General features: G+C 30.4%; 19 protein-coding genes. 13 read left to right on the top strand and 6 right to left on the bottom strand.

Annotated elements, in window-relative coordinates; genetic code table 11:
- Positions 1 to 92 precede the first annotated feature (92 nt).
- Complete coding sequence (locus tag GYM73_RS08145) at positions 93 to 2570, bottom strand: TonB-dependent siderophore receptor (protein WP_255570960.1); 2478 nt, start codon at positions 2568 to 2570, stop codon at positions 93 to 95.
- Between the two features lie 245 nt (positions 2571 to 2815).
- Between GYM73_RS08145 and GYM73_RS08140 the strand changes: the two genes are divergently transcribed.
- The 5 genes from GYM73_RS08140 (at position 2816) to GYM73_RS08120 (ending at position 7312) form a co-directional block, all read left to right on the top strand.
- On the top strand, positions 2816 to 3181 hold the full coding sequence (locus tag GYM73_RS08140) for an NADH-quinone oxidoreductase subunit A (RefSeq protein ID WP_105296712.1): 366 nt from the start codon (positions 2816 to 2818) through the stop codon (positions 3179 to 3181).
- A gap of 38 nt (positions 3182 to 3219) precedes the next feature.
- On the top strand, positions 3220 to 3768 hold the full coding sequence (locus tag GYM73_RS08135) for an NADH-quinone oxidoreductase subunit B (RefSeq protein WP_055424507.1): 549 nt from the start codon (positions 3220 to 3222) through the stop codon (positions 3766 to 3768).
- Between the two features lie 17 nt (positions 3769 to 3785).
- Positions 3786 to 4280, top strand: a complete 495-nt coding sequence (locus GYM73_RS08130; protein ID WP_105296884.1) for an NADH-quinone oxidoreductase subunit C — start codon at positions 3786 to 3788, stop codon at positions 4278 to 4280.
- Positions 4281 to 4310: 30 nt separating this feature from the next.
- Entirely contained in the window at positions 4311 to 5555 is a 1245-nt protein-coding gene (locus GYM73_RS08125; protein ID WP_160541763.1) for an NADH-quinone oxidoreductase subunit D, read from the top strand.
- A 362-nt stretch (positions 5556 to 5917) separates the two neighbouring features.
- Positions 5918 to 7312 carry a DUF6056 family protein gene (locus GYM73_RS08120; RefSeq protein WP_220233534.1) on the top strand — a complete coding sequence of 465 codons (1395 nt, stop codon included), beginning with the start codon at positions 5918 to 5920 and terminating at the stop codon, positions 7310 to 7312.
- Between the two features lie 22 nt (positions 7313 to 7334).
- Here the strand turns inward: GYM73_RS08120 and GYM73_RS08115 are convergent, their stop codons facing one another.
- Complete coding sequence (locus GYM73_RS08115; RefSeq protein ID WP_220233533.1) at positions 7335 to 8009, bottom strand: hypothetical protein; 675 nt, start codon at positions 8007 to 8009, stop codon at positions 7335 to 7337.
- Between the two features lie 13 nt (positions 8010 to 8022).
- Positions 8023 to 8340: a YbjQ family protein gene (locus GYM73_RS08110; protein ID WP_160541766.1), complete on the bottom strand. Its 318-nt coding sequence runs from the start codon at positions 8338 to 8340 to the stop codon at positions 8023 to 8025.
- A 265-nt stretch (positions 8341 to 8605) separates the two neighbouring features.
- Between GYM73_RS08110 and GYM73_RS08105 the strand changes: the two genes are divergently transcribed.
- Positions 8606 to 10651 (top strand): S9 family peptidase, encoded by a 2046-nt coding sequence (locus GYM73_RS08105; RefSeq protein WP_220233532.1) that lies wholly within the window; start codon positions 8606 to 8608, stop codon positions 10649 to 10651.
- Between the two features lie 211 nt (positions 10652 to 10862).
- Here GYM73_RS08105 and GYM73_RS08100 read toward each other — a convergent pair whose 3' ends face one another.
- The gene (locus GYM73_RS08100) at positions 10863 to 11840 is read right to left on the bottom strand and encodes a polyprenyl synthetase family protein (protein ID WP_105296706.1); all 978 of its coding nucleotides are present in this window, start codon (positions 11838 to 11840) and stop codon (positions 10863 to 10865) included.
- Between the two features lie 262 nt (positions 11841 to 12102).
- On the opposite strand from GYM73_RS08100, the gene GYM73_RS08095 reads away from it, so the two are divergent.
- The 5 genes from GYM73_RS08095 to GYM73_RS08075 all read left to right on the top strand — a co-directional run bounded on the left by GYM73_RS08095 (position 12103) and on the right by GYM73_RS08075 (position 17948).
- Positions 12103 to 12969: a DUF6089 family protein gene (locus GYM73_RS08095; RefSeq protein WP_220233531.1), complete on the top strand. Its 867-nt coding sequence runs from the start codon at positions 12103 to 12105 to the stop codon at positions 12967 to 12969.
- Between the two features lie 13 nt (positions 12970 to 12982).
- A complete protein-coding gene (locus GYM73_RS08090; RefSeq protein ID WP_160556989.1) occupies positions 12983 to 13732 on the top strand; it encodes an isoprenyl transferase in 750 nt (249 codons plus the stop codon).
- Between the two features lie 18 nt (positions 13733 to 13750).
- Positions 13751 to 16315, top strand: coding sequence for an outer membrane protein assembly factor BamA (bamA, locus tag GYM73_RS08085; protein ID WP_160541770.1), 2565 nt, complete (start codon positions 13751 to 13753; stop codon positions 16313 to 16315).
- Between the two features lie 99 nt (positions 16316 to 16414).
- Positions 16415 to 17407, top strand: a complete 993-nt coding sequence (locus GYM73_RS08080; protein ID WP_220233530.1) for an OmpH family outer membrane protein — start codon at positions 16415 to 16417, stop codon at positions 17405 to 17407.
- 16 nt (positions 17408 to 17423) lie between these two features.
- Positions 17424 to 17948, top strand: coding sequence for an OmpH family outer membrane protein (locus tag GYM73_RS08075; protein ID WP_160541772.1), 525 nt, complete (start codon positions 17424 to 17426; stop codon positions 17946 to 17948).
- A 161-nt stretch (positions 17949 to 18109) separates the two neighbouring features.
- Here the strand turns inward: GYM73_RS08075 and murF are convergent, their stop codons facing one another.
- Both murF and mdh read right to left on the bottom strand, forming a co-directional pair.
- Positions 18110 to 19387 carry a UDP-N-acetylmuramoyl-tripeptide--D-alanyl-D-alanine ligase gene (gene murF, locus GYM73_RS08070; RefSeq protein ID WP_220233529.1) on the bottom strand — a complete coding sequence of 426 codons (1278 nt, stop codon included), beginning with the start codon at positions 19385 to 19387 and terminating at the stop codon, positions 18110 to 18112.
- Between the two features lie 323 nt (positions 19388 to 19710).
- On the bottom strand, positions 19711 to 20649 hold the full coding sequence (mdh, locus tag GYM73_RS08065; protein ID WP_105296699.1) for a malate dehydrogenase: 939 nt from the start codon (positions 20647 to 20649) through the stop codon (positions 19711 to 19713).
- 155 nt (positions 20650 to 20804) lie between these two features.
- Here mdh and GYM73_RS08060 point away from each other — a divergent pair, with 155 nt between their 5' ends.
- Positions 20805 to 21521 carry a glycosyltransferase gene (locus tag GYM73_RS08060; RefSeq protein WP_166005799.1) on the top strand — a complete coding sequence of 239 codons (717 nt, stop codon included), beginning with the start codon at positions 20805 to 20807 and terminating at the stop codon, positions 21519 to 21521.
- Positions 21518 to 22183: a lipid-A-disaccharide synthase N-terminal domain-containing protein gene (locus tag GYM73_RS08055; RefSeq protein WP_105296697.1), complete on the top strand. Its 666-nt coding sequence runs from the start codon at positions 21518 to 21520 to the stop codon at positions 22181 to 22183. The genes GYM73_RS08060 and GYM73_RS08055 overlap by 4 nt, the downstream gene beginning before the upstream one ends.
- Positions 22184 to 22208 lie beyond the last annotated feature (25 nt).

Raw genomic sequence — 22208 nt, 5'->3', positions numbered from 1 at the left:
AATTATCAAGAAATAAAAATTTTTTTAAACAAAAAACTACCTGTTTTACAGGTAGTTTTTATAGTGTAATTAAAAATTATTTTATGAAAAAATTAGAAATTATATGAAAGTTGAAGTTTAAAATTTCTAGGATCAATTTGATTAATATAACCTCCTCTATAATATGAAGTATAACCAATTTTATCGAATATATTATTAAAGAAGAATTTCAAACCAACTTTTTTATACGTGTATCCCAATTGAGCATTAACAGTTGTATAATCCGGCATGTTGAAAGGTTTAATGCCCGGTGTTGAACCGTGTCCATCTGCTCTTAAGTTTGAGCTGTAGTCATTAATTGGACGATCTCCCACATAATAAACACCTACACCCAAAACAAGATTTTTTAATGTTCCTCGATTAAATAAATATTGTACCCATCCGTTAGCGGTAGAATAAGGAGCATTCATAGGTCTGGAACCGTTTACATAGGCAACGCTGTTTTTATATTGAACATCCGAATAAGAATATCCTAAAATTACTTGTAAATTTTCCAAAATATGCCCGTTTGCCTCAATTTCAACACCGTTTCTTCGTAAATCACCTGCTTTAGAGTAAAAGCCTGTTCCCACTCCATTTTCGTATATCTGATATGAAATATCATTATTCTTAATAAAGTAATAGGTTACATTGAAATCTAATTTTTTATTAAACCAATCAGATTTTACTCCAACTTCAAATTGGTTGGTAACTGAAGATCCAATAGTCCCTCCATCTTTAGTAGGATTACTTGCTGAACGCAAATTGGTTGTAGTAGCATAATTACCAAAAAGACTTATATTTTTTACCGGACTAACCATAATTCCTACAAAAGGATCCCATGCTTCATTAGCAGCACCTATATTGGGTTTTTTAGCATCTTGACTATAACGTAATCCAACATTGGCTCTTATATATTCATTGATTTCAACAGCATCTTGAATCATAATACCATAAACTTCAGATTCGCTGGAGCTGGTAGAAGCTATGGCATCAAAAGATGATTTATTGATTCCCTTAGGTAATACGTTAGGTATTTTGTCAAATATATTAATAACATCTACTTCAATGGATCTGTCAATAAGAGGCAAACCGGTTTTTGGATCTAAGATAACTTTTCCGTCTTTATCTTTTCTGTATTTTCCGTGAGTGGTAGAATTCGTATTATTGATCTTATAATCAAATCCTGTCTGAAAAGTATGTTTTACCTTACCGGTATATAAATTTTTTCCAATTAAATCAATCTGAATCACTTTGTTTTTATCTTCACTTTCAGACCAAGTTAGATTTCTTGTACGTCTTAAAAAATCCGAAACTTTTTGACCGGTAGCTTTATCAGTAAAAGTATAAGGACTAGCTAAAGAACCTAATCCATAGGTTTCTTCGTTATTTATAGAGGCCGCATATAAGGCACGTAAACTTAATACTTCATTTAATTTTCGTACAATTTTGGCGCTATAGGTAGTAGTCCTAGTATTTTGATTATCCGTTGTCCAACCATAAAATTTATGGGTAGTATCTAATAAATTATTTTTATCGGCATCAGTTGAATTTACAGTACCTCTGTCTGGAGTTATATTGTTATTGATATAATCCATTTCTAAAGTAACAGTCGTTCTATCATCCGGTCTCCATTCAAAAGAAGGATTTATATAAACTCTATTATTGTCAACTCTTGGTTTATAGCTGTCCGCTCTTTGATATGCACCATTTAAACGAAATGCAGCAGTACCTTTTTTGTCCAAAATGGTTTGATAATCAAAAGTTGGTCGAAATAACCCCCAGCTTCCGGTTTCAATAGCAACATTTCCTCCGGTTAAAAATAATGGAGTCTTGGTAACTACATTAATTACTCCTCCCGGACTTCCTAATCCGTTACCAATACCTTGAGTTATAGCAGCTGATCCACGTAAAACTTGAATGCTTGATACCCCTTGCATATCTGTCAACAAAGACGCAGAACGAAAATCAGAATCAACCTGAACTCCGTTTTTCAACACAGGAGTTCCACGATATCCTCTGATAGACATACTTTCCGAAGAACCTCCATAAGTACCGAATAAGTTAACCCCCGGAACATTTCTAACCGCATCGGTTATAGTAAGTGCACCCTGTTCGTTAATAATTTCACTGGAAATTACGGATATATTTTGTGGTAATTCTCTGGGAGCAACCGGCAAACGAGTAATCATGTCTAAACCATGTATTTGTTTAGTTCCGTATATGGTAACATCATCAATATCTCCTTTACCGTATAATGTTATATTAATTTCTTTTACCTCATCAGGATTGAGAATAACGGATTCGTTATAATCATTGAATTTAGGAGAAGAAATGGTCAATTTATGAAATCCATCACTTAATCCCGATATTTCAAAAAAACCGGTTTGATTGTCGATCTCAGAAATTTTTTCACCGTCAATGTAGAAAGTTGCTTTTTTTATCGGTTTGTCTTCTACATCAAATAAATATCCTTTGATCCCTGATGTGTATTGCGCTAATAGAAGCTGCCCTAAACATAAAAGAACAAAAGCTATGTATGTTTTTTTCATAATAATTTTTATTTTTAGGCAAATATAATTTTAATTTAGACCAATTACAAATAAAAAGGTTGTTTTATATTATCTTTTTTTATAAACAGTTGAAATATAATAAGATATGTGTTTTTTGAACGGTTTTTTTAATATGAATAAAATATGGACTAATTAGATGATGTTTACAGGTTTAAATAGAGATCAACTCTAAAAAATATATTAACTTTGCAATCTAAATTAGAAAGTATAATAAATTAGAAAGGATGAGTTTACCTATAGATTATGTTCCGGTACTTATACAGGTTGCAGTTGCTTTGGGTTTCAGTGTGATAGCACTGGTCGGTTCAGCAATGTTAGGTTCGAGAGTACACGGTAAAGTTAAGGATGATACCTTTGAATGCGGGATTGCTTATGAAGGTGATGCCCGTTCGCCTTTTTCAGTTAAATATTTTTTAACAGCAATATTATTTGTACTATTTGATATTGAGATTATCTTCTTTTATCCTTATGCGTTGAACATCAGAGATTTTGGAGTAGAAGGCTTTTTAGCAGTATTAACCTTTATCTCGGTTTTTCTTTTAGGATTCGTATATGTTGTTAAAAAAGGAGCGTTAGATTGGGAAAAATAGGAATAAAATATCTATTTTAAATATTTTTTAAAAAAGACATGGCAGAAAAAAAAGTTAAGATTGTTGATGCTCCTGAAGGAGTAAGTGGGCCCGGATATTTTGCCGGAAGTTTTGATAAAATTATAGGATTGGCAAGGTCATATTCTTTATGGCCGTTACCGTTTGCTACCTCTTGTTGTGGAATTGAGTTTATGGCTATACAAGCTGCCAATTATGATTTATCGCGTTTTGGAGCAGAAAACATGTGTTTTTCGCCAAGACAGGCAGACCTTTTAATGGTTTGCGGAACGATATCCAAAAAATTAGCTCCGGTTTTAAAACGAGTATACACTCAAATGGCAGAACCAAAATGGGTAATGGCTGTCGGAGCTTGTGCTTCCAGCGGTGGAATTTTTGATACCTATTCTGTATTGCAAGGAATAGATAAAGTCATACCTGTAGATGTATACGTGCCCGGTTGTCCTCCAAGACCCGAACAAATTATAGAAGGTTTTATGCAGATACAAGAAATAGCTAGAAATGAAAGCTTACGAAGAAGAGAATCTGCTGAATATAAAGAGTTGTTAAAATCCTATGAAATATCGTAATCATGGAAGGGAAAATTATAGATAATCAATTGGTATTGCAACTCATATCAGATGAGTTTGGTGATGGTATTATAAGGGCATACGAGCCGGATGGAATTTTAACCATTGAAATAAAAAAAGATATTGTACTTTCCTTACTAACATTTATTAAAAATCATGAGATAAAAATTGATTTTTTAACTGATGTGTGCGGAATACATTATCCCAATAATAAAGGATCGGAATTAGGAGTTATTTACCATCTACATAGTTTCATAAACAACTTTAGAATACGAATTAAAGCATTCTTTTCTATTGAGAATCCTGAAATTGATTCGGTTACCTCAATTTATTCTGCAGCTAACTGGCAGGAAAGAGAGACTTTTGATTTTTACGGAATAGTATTTAAAGGACATCCTAATTTAACAAGGATTTTAAACAGGGATGATATGGACTATCATCCGCTTTTAAAACAATATACGCTGGAAGATACTACCCGTACGGATAAGAATGATGCCATGTTCGGCAGATAATTAGTAAATTAAAAAAGTTAGAATTAAAAAATGTCTAAACAAAAAAATATAAGTGATTTGGTCGATTTATCCAATACGGTGGACAAATACATTGTTAAGGAACAAGTCGATGGAGAATTACAAAAAATAAATTTAGGACCAACACACCCATCTACCCATGGTATTTTTGAAAATAAAATATTAATGGATGGGGAAAGGATTGTTTCAGCAAAATCAACCGTTGGATATATTCACCGTGCATTTGAAAAAATCTCTGAAAGAAGAACATATTCTCAAATAACCACCTTAACCGATAGACTTAATTATTGCTCTTCTCCCATAAATAATATGGGATGGCATATGACCATGGAAAAATTTTTGGGCGTGAAAGTATCCAAAAAGATTGATTATATGCGTATCATTATTATGGAGTTGGCAAGAATTGCTGACCATTTGGTTTGCGATTCAGTAATGGGAGTTGATACAGGTGCTTTAACCGGATTTACTTATGTATTTCAGGATAGAGAAAAGATATATGACCTCTATGAACAGGTTTGCGGAGCTCGAATGACTACCAATATTGGAAGAATTGGAGGGTTTGAGCGTGATTTTAGTCCAAAATTCCATCAATTAATAAAAGAATTTATTGCAGAATTTCCAAAAAGATTGGAAGAATTCGCTAAATTATTGGAAAGAAATCGAATCTTTATGGACCGTACGATCGGGGTAGGAGGTATTTCCGCTGAAAGAGCATTGAATTATGGATTTACCGGTCCTAACTTACGTGCAGCAGGGGTAGACTATGATGTGAGAGTCATGAGCCCTTATTCTTCTTATGATGACTTTGATTTTATTATTCCTATTGGGACTTCAGGAGATGCTTACGATCGATTTATGGTTCGTTTGCAAGAAATGAGGGAAAGTTTCAAATTGGTTAAAAATGCTTATGAAAATTTACCTGAAGGAAATTATCATGTAGAAGTTCCCGAATATTATCTTCCGGATAAGCCGGATGTTTATACCAGTATGGAAGCTCTTATCTATCATTTTAAAATTATCATGGGAGAAACAGATATTCCTACCGGTGAAGTTTTCCATTCAGTTGAAGGAGGTAATGGTGAATTAGGATTTTATATGGTTAGTGACGGAGGAAGAAGTCCTTATAGATTACATTTTAGAAGACCTTGCTTTATTTACTATCAAGCCTATCCGGAATTAATCAAAGACCAAATGCTGTCTGATGCTATTATTACGTTAGGAAGTTTAAACGTAATTGCGGGTGAACTGGATGCATAAAAATTACTCAATACAAAATTGAATTAATATAAATAAAAAAACTCTCATTTTTGAGAGTTTTTTTATTTTGAAATAATTGACATTGTAATTTAATGTTTTATAATTATAATTTTAATAATTGCTCGAAGATACTTTGTTAATAAAAAATAATAACATTATGTATAATAATATTTATTGAATTATAGCTTAATAGATATTAAATGATTGTTTTTATGGGTTAATAGTAATTTAATTTTTATTAATATTTTATTATAATATAAATACTAATTAATTTTTATATATATTTCAATATGGGACAAATTTATTTATTTTTAGTTTAAATTTAATAATTTTGCGGGGTATATAGCGTGTAAGCATAATTTATGAAATCAACCTTTCCCTACAAATTTTTTAATTGGAGTATTATAATATTATTTTTAGCAACTTTATTTCCCTTATTACTTTTAAGTTTTTATTCAGAACCGATCCTTGATGATTATGTATATGCCATTAAACTTTTATCGAGATCTTTTTTTGACGTACAAGTTTATGAATATATGTATTGGGGTAGTAGGTATACAGCGACCGGAATATTAATTACTAATCCAATTTATTTTGGATGGTTTGGGGGATATCATGTACTTTCATTCTTAATGATATTTTTATTTGTCTTGGGATCATATTTTATGTTTTATCAGATTTCAAGAAATAAAAAAATCACAGTGGTTTTAATGGCTGCATTTTGCTTTACCTATTTTTTTATGTTACCGGATATAACCTCGGCTTTTTACTGGTTGGCGGGTTCAGCTACTTATAATTTAGGTAACATTCTTTCTTTATTTTTTATAGGAAGCATAATAAAGGCAAAAAAATGCGATAATTATTTTTATAAGATCATTGTTTTTGTATTAGTATTTTTAATTATTGGATGCAATGAAATATCCATGATCTATATAGATGTATTTATTTTCCTATTGTTCGTCTATTCATATTTTAATAATAAGAAAATCGATGTATTATATTTGTCATTGTTTATTTTTGCGGGGGCATTAACATTGCTCATTTTTGCATCGCCCGGAAACCAACTCAGGTCTTCATCAACAATTGCTCATCATTTGTCTTTGTCTCAATGTATTTTAAAAACTATAAAAAAGTCTATGACGATCATAGTAAGGTATTTCATATTAGTTTTTATAATTCAACTTTTAGTATTATTTAATATAAGGGAATGGCTAAAAAAAAGAAATTTTCCATATTTAAAACATTCAATAGCATTTTTTATATTTCTTTTACTAGCTGTTTTATTTTTAGGTTCTTTTCCAAGTTTATGGTCCGTAGGTTTTTTTCCGCCTTTGCGAACGGTAAATGTGATTTTCTTTGAAATGTTAATCTTCTCCATGATTATAGCACATAAAATAGTTATAATGCCGTATTTCGATACTATTAAAATTTCACCCTATTTTTTAGTAGTAATCTTATTTGTAACTATTTTTAGTTATGTATTTGCTGTTCAAGATAAGAAAGTTTATGATTTAACAAATAATCTATATCATTCTTATAAAGACATAGTAAGCGGTGATATGATAAAATATAAAAAAGAAATGGAGGAAAGGTATGAATTTATACGCAATTCTAAAGAAGATACAATCTATGTTAAGCCTATTAAGATTAAACCAGAAACTATTTTTAGAAGCGATTTAAAGGAAACTAATGACCATTTTTATAACAAAAATATGGCAAATTTCTTTGGTAAAAGTGCAATAATACTTAGAAAATGAAAATTCTTAAAATAGTGGATAATCAAAAATGAATTTTCATGTAATTTATAAACAGCGTTCGATATAATTCATTATTTTCATCAAGAGGTACAAACTTATAAATAATCATATGTTCAGAATCTAATTTATATAAATAAAAGCTATCTTGAATCGGGTTATATTGAGAATTTATACATTTTTTTAAAAATTTATCCGTTTTATTTTTCGGGAAAGTTATTTCGGATGGTTCAGAAACAGATTCAGTAGTTAGAATTCCACTTTTATTATTTAAGTTAAAACATCCTGTATATGTACTTGTAGAAGATACAGGCTTTTTTATAAATAAATGAGTAAAATAGTTAAACTCTAATGTTTCATTAATTTCATATTTTTCCCATTCTTCGAAATTTTTTCCCGAAAAATCCGAAACAGATTTTAAAATCCAGGCTCCGTGTAAATCTTTTATTTTAAATTTTTTCTGAGTTCTTTTTTTTAAATATTGTAAAACATCTTCACGTACCTCATAATTAAATTGATCGGGATTAGCTTCCATTTCAAAGACTGTCCCTGAAGTAAGATCTTTAAAACTTCTTTTAATATATTTTCCGCTGGTATCTTTTTTTATTTCAAACAGTACAGTAACATTTTCTTGATCTATTTCCATTTGGGAATAGCTATAAACGCTCCACAAAAGAAAAAATAGTAAAATAACCTTCATAAATAATAGGATTTTAAATTACAACTGCAGTGCCACAGATCGAAACCATCAACATGCTGCCTTTAGCTCCTAAGGCTTCATAATCAATATGAATACCGATTACAGCGTTAGCTCCTAAAAGAATTGCTTTTTCTTCCAATTCTTTCAATGCGGTTTGTTTAGCTTCAACCAATACTTTTTCATAAGCGTTAGATCGGCCACCGAAAAAATCTGTAAGATTGGCTTTAAAATCCTTAATAAAATTAGCACCAATTATAGTTTCTCCGGTTACAATTCCTTTGTACTCTTTGATTGAAGATCCTTCAATAGAGTTAGTTGTAGTTAAAATCATTGATTGTTAAATTTAAATGATAAAAGTAAATATAAAGATATTCTTATAATTTGAATACATAGTCACATAAATTACCAATTTATACGTATGAAGTTTAGGACAAATTTCTAGCCTAATGAGATAAGTTAATTGTTAAATTATTAACAATTAGTTATGAATACAATAGATCTATTTTAATTAAATACGCTTTTAAATAAAAAGACTAATATAATTGATTTTCTATAGTATTACCCTTATTTTTGATGTTTATATAAATAAAGTATCTATGAAGGCACCGGTAGCAAAAAAAATTCCTAAAAAATTAATTACTCATAACGATATTCGAATTGATAATTATTATTGGCTTAACGATAGAGAAAACCCTGAAGTAATAAAATATTTGGAGGAAGAAAATGCTTATACAAAAGAGCAGATGAAATCTACCGATTTATTGCAAAAAAAATTATTTGAGGAAATGAAGTCCAGGATAAAAGAAGATGATGAGTCTGTTCCCTATAAATTCAATCAATATTGGTATACCACCAAATACATAAAAGGAGGAGAATATCCTCTCTATATAAGAAAAAAGGACTCTTTAGAAGCCAAAGAAGAAATCATGTTTGATGTCAATGAGATGGCCAAAGGACATAAATTTTACCAAATTGGAAGTGTTAGCGTTAGTCCGGATAATACCATGGCTTGTTATTCAGTTGATACAGTGAGTCGAAGAATATATACCATTCAAATAAAAAATTTGGTAACCGGCGAAATACTTTCCGATGAATTAAAAGATACTACAGGAAATGTAGTATGGGCCAATGATAACCGAACCATTTTTTATTCTGTACAAGACCCTAAAACTTTGCGTTCATCTAAAATATATAAACATATTTTGGGAACTTCTCAAAAGGAAGACCTTTTGGTCTTTGAAGAACATGACGAAACATTTAATGTCTATGTAACCAAAACTAAATCCTTACAATATATTGTAATAGCCTCCGGAAGTACGTTAACAGATGAGTATAGATTTATTCCTGCCGATCATCCCGAAGCTGAATGGAAAATATTTCAAGAAAGGATCAGGGGATTGGAATATTCTTTTGATCATTATGAAGGATTTTTTTATATTCTTACGAACAAAGACGGGGCAACTAATTTTAAATTAATGAAGACCCCTATATCGGATACTTCAATTGATAATTGGATTGAAGTAATACCACACAATGAGGAAATTTTATTGGAGGGTTTTGAGCTATTTAAAAATTATTTAGTAACCGAAGAACGAGAAAAAGGGTTGACTCATATAAAAATTAAGAGTTGGGATAATTCAATTAAATATGAGATACCTTTCGAAGAAGAAGTTTATACAGTAGGAACTTCTGTAAACAGAGATTTCGATACGGATACTATCAGATATCGTTATACTTCAATGACCACCCCATGGAGCGATATTGATTTTAATATGCGCACCAAAGAAAAAAAGGTTTTAAAAGAGCAAGAAGTATTGGGTAATTTTAATAAAGATAACTATGTTACTAAAAGAATTTGGGCTCAAGCACGAGACGGAGTACAAATCCCTTTATCTTTAGTAATGAAGAAAGACACTCAGCCATCTAAAAATACCCCTTTGTTATTGTATGCTTATGGATCCTATGGATATTCAATGGATGCAACATTTAGCTCCATACGGTTATCCTTGTTAGATCGAGGCTTTATTTATGTAATTGCCCACGTGAGAGGAGGAGAAGACTTAGGAAGGCCTTGGTATGAAAATGGAAAAATGTTAAAAAAGAAAAATACATTTTTCGATTTTATAGACTGTGCTGAATATTTAATCAAAAAGGAATATACATCGTCTAAACATTTATATGCCAATGGAGGTAGTGCCGGTGGATTATTAATAGGAGCAGTTATTAACTATGCCCCCAAACTATTTCATGGTGTAGTGGCAGATGTACCGTTTGTAGATGTAGTTACAACTATGTTAGATGACAGTATTCCTTTAACGACGGGAGAATACGATGAATGGGGTAATCCGAATCAATTAGAATACTATAATTATATGAAATCGTATTCACCCTATGATAATGTTGAAAATAAAGAATATCCCAATATGTTGGTAACAACCGGCTTACATGATTCTCAGGTACAATACTGGGAACCGGCCAAATGGGTGGCTAAACTCAGGGATATGAAAACAGATTCTAACCTTTTATTACTTCAAACTAATATGGATGCAGGGCATGGAGGATCTAGCGGACGTTTTGAATCCTTAAAAGAAGTAGCCTTGGAATATGCCTTTTATTTATATTTAGAAAATAAATTAAACTAGTAAATGACTTTAGGAAATTTGAAAAATGATTTAATTATTTTTTAAATTTCCTTAGCTTAATACCAATATAATTTTTTATAGATATTTATATTTATATATTGGCGAGTGGTAAATATAAGTTTACTTATAGGTTAAAAATAAATAATAAATAATTTTTTGGATTTTACTAATATGAAAATAATTGCAAATTGTAGAAATAAGTTGAGGTAATTTAGTGTTTTCTTTCAATAACGTATTTAAGCATCAATTCCAACGAATCTCTATTTTCATTTTTTGGAAAATTAACTAAAATATCGAGCGCTTTTTGCTTATACTCATTCATCTTATCAATCGTATAATTAATCCCCCCGTTTTCCTTTACAAATTTGATTATTTCAGCAACTCTTTTTTTATCTTTATTGTGATTTTTAATGGAATTTATCAACCATTTTTTATTCTCTTTACTTGCGTTGTTAAGCACATAAATTAATGGAAGCGTCATTTTTCTTTCTTGAATATCAATACCGACCGGTTTCCCGATTAAATTAGTACTTGTATAATCAAACAAATCATCTTTTATTTGAAATGCAATTCCGGTATATTCTCCAAAAAGGCGAAGTTTTTCGGCATTTTCATCCGAAGCATAGGTAGAACGTGCTCCGGATTCACAACACGCAGATATTAATACAGCTGTTTTTTGACGTATAATTTCGAAATAGACCTCTTCCGTAATATCAAGTTTTCTACTTTTTTCCAATTGCAGCAGCTCTCCCTCAGACATTTCTCGTATAGTTCTGGAAATAATAGATAATAAATCAAAATCTTGATTATCAGTAGCTAATAATACACTTTTAGATAGAAGATAATCGCCTACTAAAACAGCAATTTTATTTTTCCATAAAGCATTTATTGAAAAAAAACCTCGTCTCATGTAGCTTTCATCTACTACATCGTCATGAACAAGTGTGGCAGTATGGATAAGTTCGATCAATGAAGCTGCTCGATATGTTTTATCCGTTACAGTACCGGTAAGCTTAGCAGTTAAAAAAACAAACATAGGGCGCATTTGCTTACCTTTTCTTCTAACTATAAATTGGGTGATTCTATCCAATAAGGGAACTTTACTTTTCATGGATTCATAGAACCTTTTTTCGAAAAGCTTCATTTCATCAGCTATTGGAATTTTAATTTGTTCAGTAACTTTGGACATTAGGTTTCAAAAATAATCAAATTTTACATATTTTAATTTGAAATTTCCATTTTATTTTATAAAGAAGAGGTAAAAAGATAATTAAAATAAAGGTTATATACTAAAAATAAGTTAATAACAAAATAAAGAGTATAAACATAAAAAGAATTATTATCTTTGTTGCTTGAGAAGATACATAATATTGCAGAGGATAATGCAACAAAATGACTTTATTTCACGTTTAAAGCAATTATGCAATTACGTGAAATAATATTAAATTAAAATGAAAAAAGTTTTCTTACTGGTTATTCTGATTAGTACTTGTTGTTTAATGCATATAAAAGCTCAACGTAATGAAGTAGGAATATCTATTGGAAGAGCCAATATAATTGGTGATATAGGTAAAACTGATTATATTGAAATATTTCCTATGGATAGGTATAGAATTCCAATTTCTCTAGGAGTACTTTATAGGTATAATTTAGATAATAGACAAAGTTTACGTTTAAATTTAATTTATAACAGAGTCTATTTTGACGATGAGAAAGCAAGTGAAGATTATAGATTTAAAAGGAAAATATCAGGAAGTAATACCATTTTTGAAACCTCAGTTTTATTTGAATATTATTTCTTTGATATAAATGATATAAAATATTCAGGTTCTTCTCCATATATATTTGCCGGAGTTGGCGGATATGGGTTTTATGACAGGAAATATACAATCAATCATACGAGAGCTAAAAATTATGATGGTTCTTACAGGGATCCTTTAAATTTTCAGGATTTTGTAACAGAAGAAAATTATAAGAAATCTATGAAATTCGATTTTAATATTCCTTTTGGCGTGGGATATAAATTTAAAATTAAATACGATTGGTTATTATCTCTTGAAATAGGAGCAAGATATACATTCCAGGATAATCTTGATTATAGTTCTATAAAAAACAAAAATATAACTATAAACATAGATCCTCAATTAAACAATATAAGTACTGTAGACCCTAAACTTAAGGATGAGATAAATAGAAGAAATGCTAAAATCATAGGAAAACATCAAACAGGTAATACATATAAAAGTAACGATTGGTATTTAATATGGGGGATAAATCTTACTTACACATTTGGAAGACCTCCATGTTATTGTTATTAAATTATAATTATTAATGTCTAAAAAAGATATATTTATAGAAGAAAATAAAATGCCTAAACACGTTGCCATCATTATGGATGGTAATGGAAGATGGGCTAAAAAAAGAGGTATGATTCGTAGTCTTGGCCATCAAAATGCTATTAAAGCAGTTCGAGAGGCGATTGAATTTTGTGATGATGCAAATATTCCCTATCTTACCTTATATGCTTTTTCAACAGAAAATTGGAATAGACCTATTTTAGAAGTGAATTCTTTGATGAGTCTATTGATTAACACTATAAAAAAAGAAACAAAAAAATTAAAAGAAAAAGGTATTAGAGTTAAAGTTATCGGCAATATTGATAAATTTCCAACTAACGTCCGAGAGGAATTAATCCTGCTTACCAAAGATACATGCAATAATCAAAGGGGCACATTGACATTGGCATTAAGTTATGGTGCTAAAAATGAAATTCTCGATGCTGCCAAAAAAATTGCTCTGGATTATTCAAATAACGAAATATCTTTGGAACAATTAAATGAAGATACCTTTAATCAATATTTATATACAAACGATCTACCGGATGTAGATCTTCTCATTAGAACGAGTGGAGAGCAAAGAATAAGTAATTTTTTACTTTGGCAAATAGCATATGCGGAATTATATTTTACAGATACATTATGGCCTGATTTTAATAAAGAAGAATTTTTAAAAGCATTAGATTTTTATCAGAGCAGAGAAAGAAGATTCGGGAAAATAAGTGAACAATTAAAAGTAAAGTAAAAGAAGTAAAAAGTGTACATGAAGAAATTATTAGCGGCCGTTTTATTCTCAGTAAACATATTTATATTTGGTCAGGTTGCAGACAGTGTTCAAATATCACCACAAGAACCAAAGGCTGATGTTCAAAAAGATATAGACCCTATTAAAAAAGACGATTCTGCTTTACGTATTAAAGAAATCAAAATTACCGGAACCGATAAATATTCTAAGAATCAAATCATGAGGTATACGGGGTTGTATGAAGGAGATTTTGTGGAAATACCGGGTATGCAAATTAACACGGCAGTCAAAAAACTTTGGGATTCTAAGCTTTTCGCTAACGTAGAAATTTTTTTAACTAAAGTAATCAACAATGAGGTGTACCTTCGTATAAATTTGGTAGCACTTCCGGATTTAGGTACTGTAAAATTTCATGGAATCAGTAAATCTAAAGGCGAAAAGTTAATAAAAGACAATGGTCTTAAAACAAAGGCTAAAATTACCGATGATCTGCGTTCTAAACTTCAAAACTCCATAAGAAATGAATATACAGATAAAGGATTTCCGGATGCCAAAGCAATAATTAAAGAATCGACCAATCCAACAGATCCTAACTTAGTCAATTGGAATGTAACTATAGATAAAGGTCCTAGAGTTAAAGTTAAAACAATTAAAATAGAAGGAACTAAAGTATTAAAAGCTTCAACCGTCAGATCACGAGCTTTCAAAAATACTAAACAAAAAAGATTTTATCGCTTTTGGAAGAAATCAAAATATGTTCCTGAAAAATACCTGGAAGATTTAAATAGAGTTGTTGAAACTTTTCAATCGTATGGTTTTAGAGATGCAAAAATAACTTCAGATACTGTGCTCAGAGCCAATAAAAAGAATTTTGATATAGATGTTCATGTATCAGAAGGAAAAAGATATTATCTGGGAAATGTAACTTTCTCAGGAAATTCTGCATATTCTAGTGAGACACTTTCAAAAGTTATCGGATATAAAAAAGGAGAACCCTATGATGCGGTAGGTTTCAATAAAAAAGTATCAGGATCAGAAAAAAACGATGATATTTCAACACTATATTATAATAACGGGTATGTTTTTGCCAATGTAGTTCCCATTGAAAAAGCAGTTAGAAATGATACGATAGATATTGAAATTAAAATAAGAGAAGGAGAACAAGCTTATTGGGACAAAGTTACTTTCTCAGGAAATACCAAAACCCATGATCACGTGATCCAACGATCATTAAGCACAAGACCCGGAGATCTTTTCTCAAAAGAAGATATACAAAGGACCATTATGGAATTAGCCCAAATGGGATACTTTGAAGCACAGACTTTGCGCCCTGATATTACACCGAATGTTGAAACTCGTACGGTAGACGTTAATTATAAATTAGAAGAAAAGGGAACAAACAGTCAAATAGAATTACAAGGAGGTTATGGAGGAAATCGTTTTATTGGAACTTTAGGTTTAACTTTTGGAAATTTCTCATTTAATGATTTTTTCAAGAAAAAAGCTTGGAAACCTATTCCTTCCGGTGATGGACAAAGTATATCTTTAAGAGCTCAAGCAGGAAGTAATTATCAGAATTACAGTATTTCATTCACAGAGCCATGGATTACAGGTAAAAGGCCTACTTCCATGACTGTTTCTCTTTACAGCACCATATTGAATTACAATAACTATTATGCAGAAGGAAGAAACAAACTAAATATATATGGAGGTCAAGTGGGATTAACCACTCGTTTAAATTGGCCGGATAATTATTTCAGGCTTTCCTATGGTATCAATTATCAATTATACTCTTTTAGAAATTATCCGTTTAATATAGCTGATGAAAATGCCTTAGGATATACAACATGGGATAATGGAGAAAGTAACAATTTCAGTTTTTATGCAAGTTTAGGTAGATATTCAGCAGGATTTGATCCTATATTCCCTACAATGGGTTCTGAATTTGAGCTTTCAGTGAAATTTACTCCCCCATATTCCGCATTTAACAATGAAGATTACAGCAAAAAAACCGATAAGGAAAAATACAAATGGCTGGAATATTATAAAATAAAGATGAAAGCCTATTGGTATCAGGAATTAGTAGGTAAATTTGTTTTAAAAGCAGGTGGAGAATTCGGATTTTTAAGTAATTATAATTCCAAAGTAGGAATTCCTCCTTTTGAAAGATTCTATTTAGGAGGAACCGGGCTATATGGAAATAGATTTGATGGTAGAGAAATTATCCCTTTACGTGGGTATAGAGATGCTACATCCTTCGGAGGAGTTTCCGGTGAAGACATTACTCCATTAGGAGGGGGTACCTCATATTCAAGGTTTATGTTGGAATTGCGTTATCCGGTTTTATTAGGAGGAGCTACAAAAATTTATGCATTAACATTTGCGGAAGGAGGAAATACTTGGAGCAATAATAAATCATTTAATCCGTTTGAGCTAAAAAGATCTGCCGGTTTTGGTATTAGAATTTTTATGCCACAATTCGGAATGTTAGGTTTTGATTTTGCTAAAGGATTTGATTCAACCATTAATTCAAACAGTGCCAACGGATGGGAAACCCATTTCATATTTGGTCAACAATTTTAGATGATTTTTGCTTATATTGAATTATAATAATATATTTATAGCAAAATAAAGTTTATAAAAACTTGGTATGATTTTAGAAAAGCCTTATATATAGTTACCATGAAGAAAACATTGACATATGCTCTGCTCTTGCTTTTTAGTTTTGGCATTGCTCAAAAAATGGCTTACGTAGATACGCAGTATATTTTAAAACAATTGCCGCAATATCAACAATCAGAACAAAGACTTGACCATGAAGTTAAAAAATGGCAGGAAGAGATTGTTAATAGACAATCCATGTTAGAAAAACTTCGTATTGAGTATGAGAATGAAAAGGTTTTATTAACAGAGGATCAGCAAAAGTCAAGGTTGATGTCAATTGATAGCACAGATAAGGCGCTTCATGAATTTATTGAAAAAAAATTCGGATCAAAAGGAGAATCAGTCAATCTAAGAATTAATTTGGTTAAACCTATACAAGATCAAATTTGGAATGCAATAAATGCCATAGCTATAAAAGATAAATATAATTTAATCTTAGACAAATCGTCAGATTTAATTATGGTTTATACAGATTCCAAATATGACATCACAGATAAAGTGTTGAAACAATTAGGAATTGCAACCAAAAAGAAAGAGGATAAAAATGGTAAATCATCTTCTATGATATCCAATTCAGATGAAGTTGATGACAAAGAAGTTAAAATTAAAAATGCTAAGAATTCTGATGAATCTGCAATAGATAAAAAAGATAAAGAGTCTACTAAAAAGCAACAAAAATCAGGATGGGGAAGAAAGTATGTTCCTAAAAACAAACAAACTAAAAAGGAACAAATTAAAAAAGAGGAAGTAAATGAAGTTTCTTCTGAAAAAGTAGATGAAGTTTCAGAGGAAAAAAATATAAATAACTTAAAAAGTATAGATTATCCTAAGGAGGAAGATGTGCATGAAATAATTGCACCGGCTCCTAAGAATAAAGAAAGTAAAACAGTAAATAATAAAGAGTCTAAAACTACCATTAAATCGCAACCAAAATCAGGATATGGTAGTAAATATATACCTAAGAAAAAAACTCAAAATAATAATCAAACTAATGATAAAACAAGTAAATAATAAAATTAGAATAAAAATGAAGAAAATCACATTAGTATTCCTCTTAACTGCATTTGTTGGAGCTTTTCAATTAGTTAAAGCTCAGAATATAGCTCATGTTAATTCAATGGAATTATTAAGCCTGATGCCTGAAAAAAAAGCAGCTGATGATCAATTAAAAACATTAGCAGATCAAAAAAAGGCAGAAATTAAAAAACAAGAAGACAGTTTTTCTGCTAAGTATGAAAAAATTCAAAAAGATTTGCAAGGAAAATCACAAGCTGATCTTGAAAAAATGAAAGATCAACTTCAAAAATACGAAGAAGATTTCCAAAAAGATCAACAAAGTCTAGTAGCTTTACGAGAAGAAGCAGCAAAAGCTTTAGATAAAAAACAAGCAGATTTATATGAGCCTATCATGAAAAAAGCACAAGATGCAATTGATAGTGTTGCTAAATCTAAAGGTTACCTTTATGTTTTTGATACTTCTCAACCTTCTCTTTTATATGCTGAAGGACCAAATATTCTAAATGATGTTAAAGCTAAATTAGGAATAAAATAAGAATTAAGATAGAACAAAATAAAAGAGGCTTAATAGCCTCTTTTTTTATATATAAAAACAAAAAATTAGATTAAAACTTTAACATTTATGGTAAAGAATTTATGATGTAATAAACACCTTATATGATAATAATTTACCCAAGAAATTACACCTAAATAATTTTAAGGTAAAAAATCGATGAGTCTTTCTAAAGCCATGGCGCGAGAACCTTTCAATAAAATATTTTGCGTTGGTAGGGTATGGTTTTTAAGATATTCTCTCATGTCATTAGTTGTATGAAATTTTTGAACTCTGGTAGTCTTCGTGTTGGTAGAATAAAAATTTTCACCAACTAAATAAATAAAATCAAAATTTAACTTTTCTGCAAGATTTACAATCTTTTGATGTTCTAAAACCGATTCGCTGCCCAATTCATACATATCTCCAATAATTATAGATTTAGTTCCTTTGAAATGAGAAAAATTTTCTAAGGAGACTTCCATACTGCTCGGATTAGCGTTATAGGTGTCTAATACTAAAACTACATTTTCCTTTTCTACAACTTGTGAACGTTGATTTTGAGGGGAATAATTTTCTATTCCTTTTTTAATCGTATTTATATCTATACCAAAATAAAGCCCTAAGGAAAAAGCGGCGCAAATATTTGTAAAATTGTATTGACCGGTAAGTTGAGAATTAATTACAAGGTCTTTATATTGAATGCTAACCCGATGGTTATTTTCTAATAAAGAGAATGTATATGAGCCATGAGAACCGAAAGTTATTTTTTCTATTCCTTGACTCAAAGAAACTTGTAAAGGATCGTCGGTATTTATCAGAGCTGTTTTTTTATACTCTCTCAAGAAAGCATAAAGTTCTGATTTTCCTTTAATTACTCCTTCTTTGCCTCCAAAGCCTTCTAAATGAGCTTTACCAAAATTTGTTATATAGCCAATTGTTGGCTGTGAAATACCGCTTAATAATTCAATTTCTTTAAGATGATTGGCCCCCATTTCAATGATAGCAATTTCATGCTCAGTATTTATAGATAAGATGGTAAGCGGCACTCCAATATGGTTATTTAGATTACCCTGTGTGTATAAAACCTTAAATTTTTCATTTAAAACGGAAGCTATTAGTTCTTTAGAAGTAGTTTTACCATTACTTCCGGTTAAACCAATAACAGGAATGTTTATTTGATTTCTGTGATATCTTGCTAAATTTTGTAAAGCAACTAAAGAATTTTCAAAATAGAAAATGCCTTTTTCAGGATTTGATATATCAATATCATCTACAACGGCAGCAAAAGCGCCATTCTTTATTGCTTGTTCAGCAAATCTATTTCCATCAAAATTATTTCCTTTTAAAGCAAAAAATAAATTGCCATTTTCAATTTTTCTGGTGTCCGTTGCAATTCCTGAAGATTGCAAAAAAATGGAATATAATTCAATAATTGTCATATATAATCTTCCTGGTTTACTTTGAAATTTACTATACAAAAATAAATAATTGTTAGCTACATAGATCAATAATCAATCTTTAATAATTCAATCATATAAATATAGTCAGAACAAATAAAAGTCGTTTTTGATATATGTTTTATTTAAAAAAAATCAAAAATTTCAAATAAATAAATTTATGAAGTTAACGAACGGTTAATTAGATTGAAATTATTTCTTCTGATTTGTAGTAGAGAAACTGATTATAATATAGATGTTAAATTTATATGAAAAAAAAACAGCTTACTAATAAGCTGTTTTAAATTTATTTAGTTTTTACAACTTTATAGAACCTTCATTTCGTATAAAACATTATTCATATTCCTTACCGCATCAGCTGAAGCTTTAAATTTAGCTTTTTCAGTGTCATTGAGTTCCAGTTCAACAATTTTTTCAATACCGTTTTTACCTAAAACTACAGGTACTCCAATACAAATATCGGTTTCACCATATTCACCGTCTAGGTAAACGGAACAAGGAATTACTTTTTTCTCGTCTCTAATAATAGATTCAACCACTGCAGCTCCGGCAGCTCCGGGAGCATACCATGCTGAAGTTCCTAATAGTTTAGTTAATGTAGCACCACCAACCATTGTATCGGAAGCAACTTTTTCTAATTTATCTGCAGATAATATTTTTGAAAAAGGTACCCCTTGGCAAGAAGCAAAACGAGTTAAAGGAATCATCGTTGTATCTCCGTGTCCTCCTATAACAGTAGCTTGAATATCGTTTTGAGAAGCTCCACTAGCTAAAGATAAGTAGGTTTTGAATCGAGATGAATCCAATGCCCCTCCCATACCAATAACTCTAGATTTAGGTAATCCTAAAGATTTAAGAGCTAAATAGGTCATAGTATCCATAGGATTCGAAATAATTACCAATATAGCTTCCGGAGAATATTTTAATATGTTAGTTGCAACGTCTTTAACAATTCCTGCATTAGTACCAATAAGATCTTCACGACTCATTCCCGGTTTTCTGGGAATACCTGAAGTAATCACGGCAACGTGAGATCCGGCAGTTTTAGAATAATCGTTAGTACTTCCCGTAATAGTAGTGTCAAATCCTAAAAGTGATGTGGTTTGTGTTAAATCTAAAGCTTTACCTTCGGCAAAACCTTCTTTTATATCAACGATTACTAGTTCGTCAACTATTTCTTTCCTTGCAATGTTATCAGCACAAGTAGCCCCTACGGCTCCGGCGCCTACTACAGTTACTTTCATATTTTTATACTTAATTTATTGTTAATAATCTTCTCAAAGGTATAATAAGTTTAATTATAATAAAATGTCGTTTATCATCTTTTAAAACATAACTCTCCAATTTTAAATTCACTATTTTTTTAATAAATTTGATAATTATTTTACATCCCACATACATGGAATATGAATTAACGGTAATCATACCGGTTTTTAATGAAGAAGATAATCTTGAACGAGTTAAAGAAGAAATGTTAGCATTTCTACATGCTGCTAAGAAAAAGTCAAAAGTACTTTTTGTTAATGACGGTTCTAAAGATTCAAGTCTTTCGGTAATTCAAAAAATTTGCAACGAAAATCAAGAATTCTTTTATATATCATTCGATAAAAATTATGGGTTAAGTGCCGCAATTAAGGCAGGATTTGATTATGCCGATACACAATGGGTTGGATATATTGATGCAGATCTTCAAACATCTCCCATGGATTTCAACATTCTTTTAGATTATGCGGATCAATACCAATTGGTTACAGGAGTTCGATCCAACAGGAAAGACAGTAAAGTTAAGAATCTTTCATCGAAAATTGCGAATGGAATCCGACGTGCTTTTACTCATGACGGGATGGATGATACGGGGTGTCCTTTAAAAATTATTCAAACTGAATATGCGAAAAAAATTCCGATGTTTAAAGGATTGCATCGTTTTCTACCGGCAATGATATTACTTCAAAACGGGAAAATTAAACAACTTCCGGTTCAGCATTTCGAAAGAATAGCCGGTAAATCCAAATTTCATTTATGGAATCGTCTGATTGGGCCTCTAAGTGATTGCTTTGCTTACATTTGGATGAAAAATAAATATATCAATTATAAAGTAGCTGAGAAAAAAATATGAAAAATATCTTAGCTGAGAATCTTTTTTTTAATGATCTATTTGCAAAGTATTTTACCTTAAGTTTAGGTTTTCTTGCACAAATACTTTTTTCAAGTAGGATGATAATTCAATGGATTTCAGCAGAAAAAAATAAAAAGGTTACTTCTGATCTCATCTTTTGGCAGGTAAGTCTAGTTGCTTCATTCTTTTTATTCGTTTACGGATATTTGAGACATGATTTTTCAATCATGTTAGGGCAATTGATAACTTATTACATTTACATAAGGAATATTCAGCTTCATGATGCCTGGATGAAATATCATGTAGTTTTTAGATATATCTTATATTTATTTCCTGTTGTGGCAATTATATTTAGCCTTTGGAACAGTGCTTTTGATTTACATAAACTTTTTAGCAGGGAAAATATACCCTTATGGTTACTTATATGGGGAAGCCTCGGACAAGTTTTATTTACCATGCGATTTATCTATCAATGGATTTATTCGGAAAAAATTAAGAAATCTGAATTGCCTATGGGCTTTTGGATTTTAAGCCTTACCGGATCATTGATGATCTTTATTTATTCAATTATCAGAAAAGACCCTGTATTATTTGCCGGGCATATTATAGGAATTATTGTTTATACTAGAAACATAATTATCTTGAAGAAAAGTGATAGTTAAATAAAAGATAGTTAATAAAATATAT

Source organism: Apibacter sp. ESL0432 (assembly GCF_019469225.1).
Lineage (GTDB): Bacteria > Bacteroidota > Bacteroidia > Flavobacteriales > Weeksellaceae > Apibacter.
The sequence above is the reverse complement of the archived record's forward strand: the minus strand, read 5'-3'. Positions and strand labels throughout refer to the sequence as shown.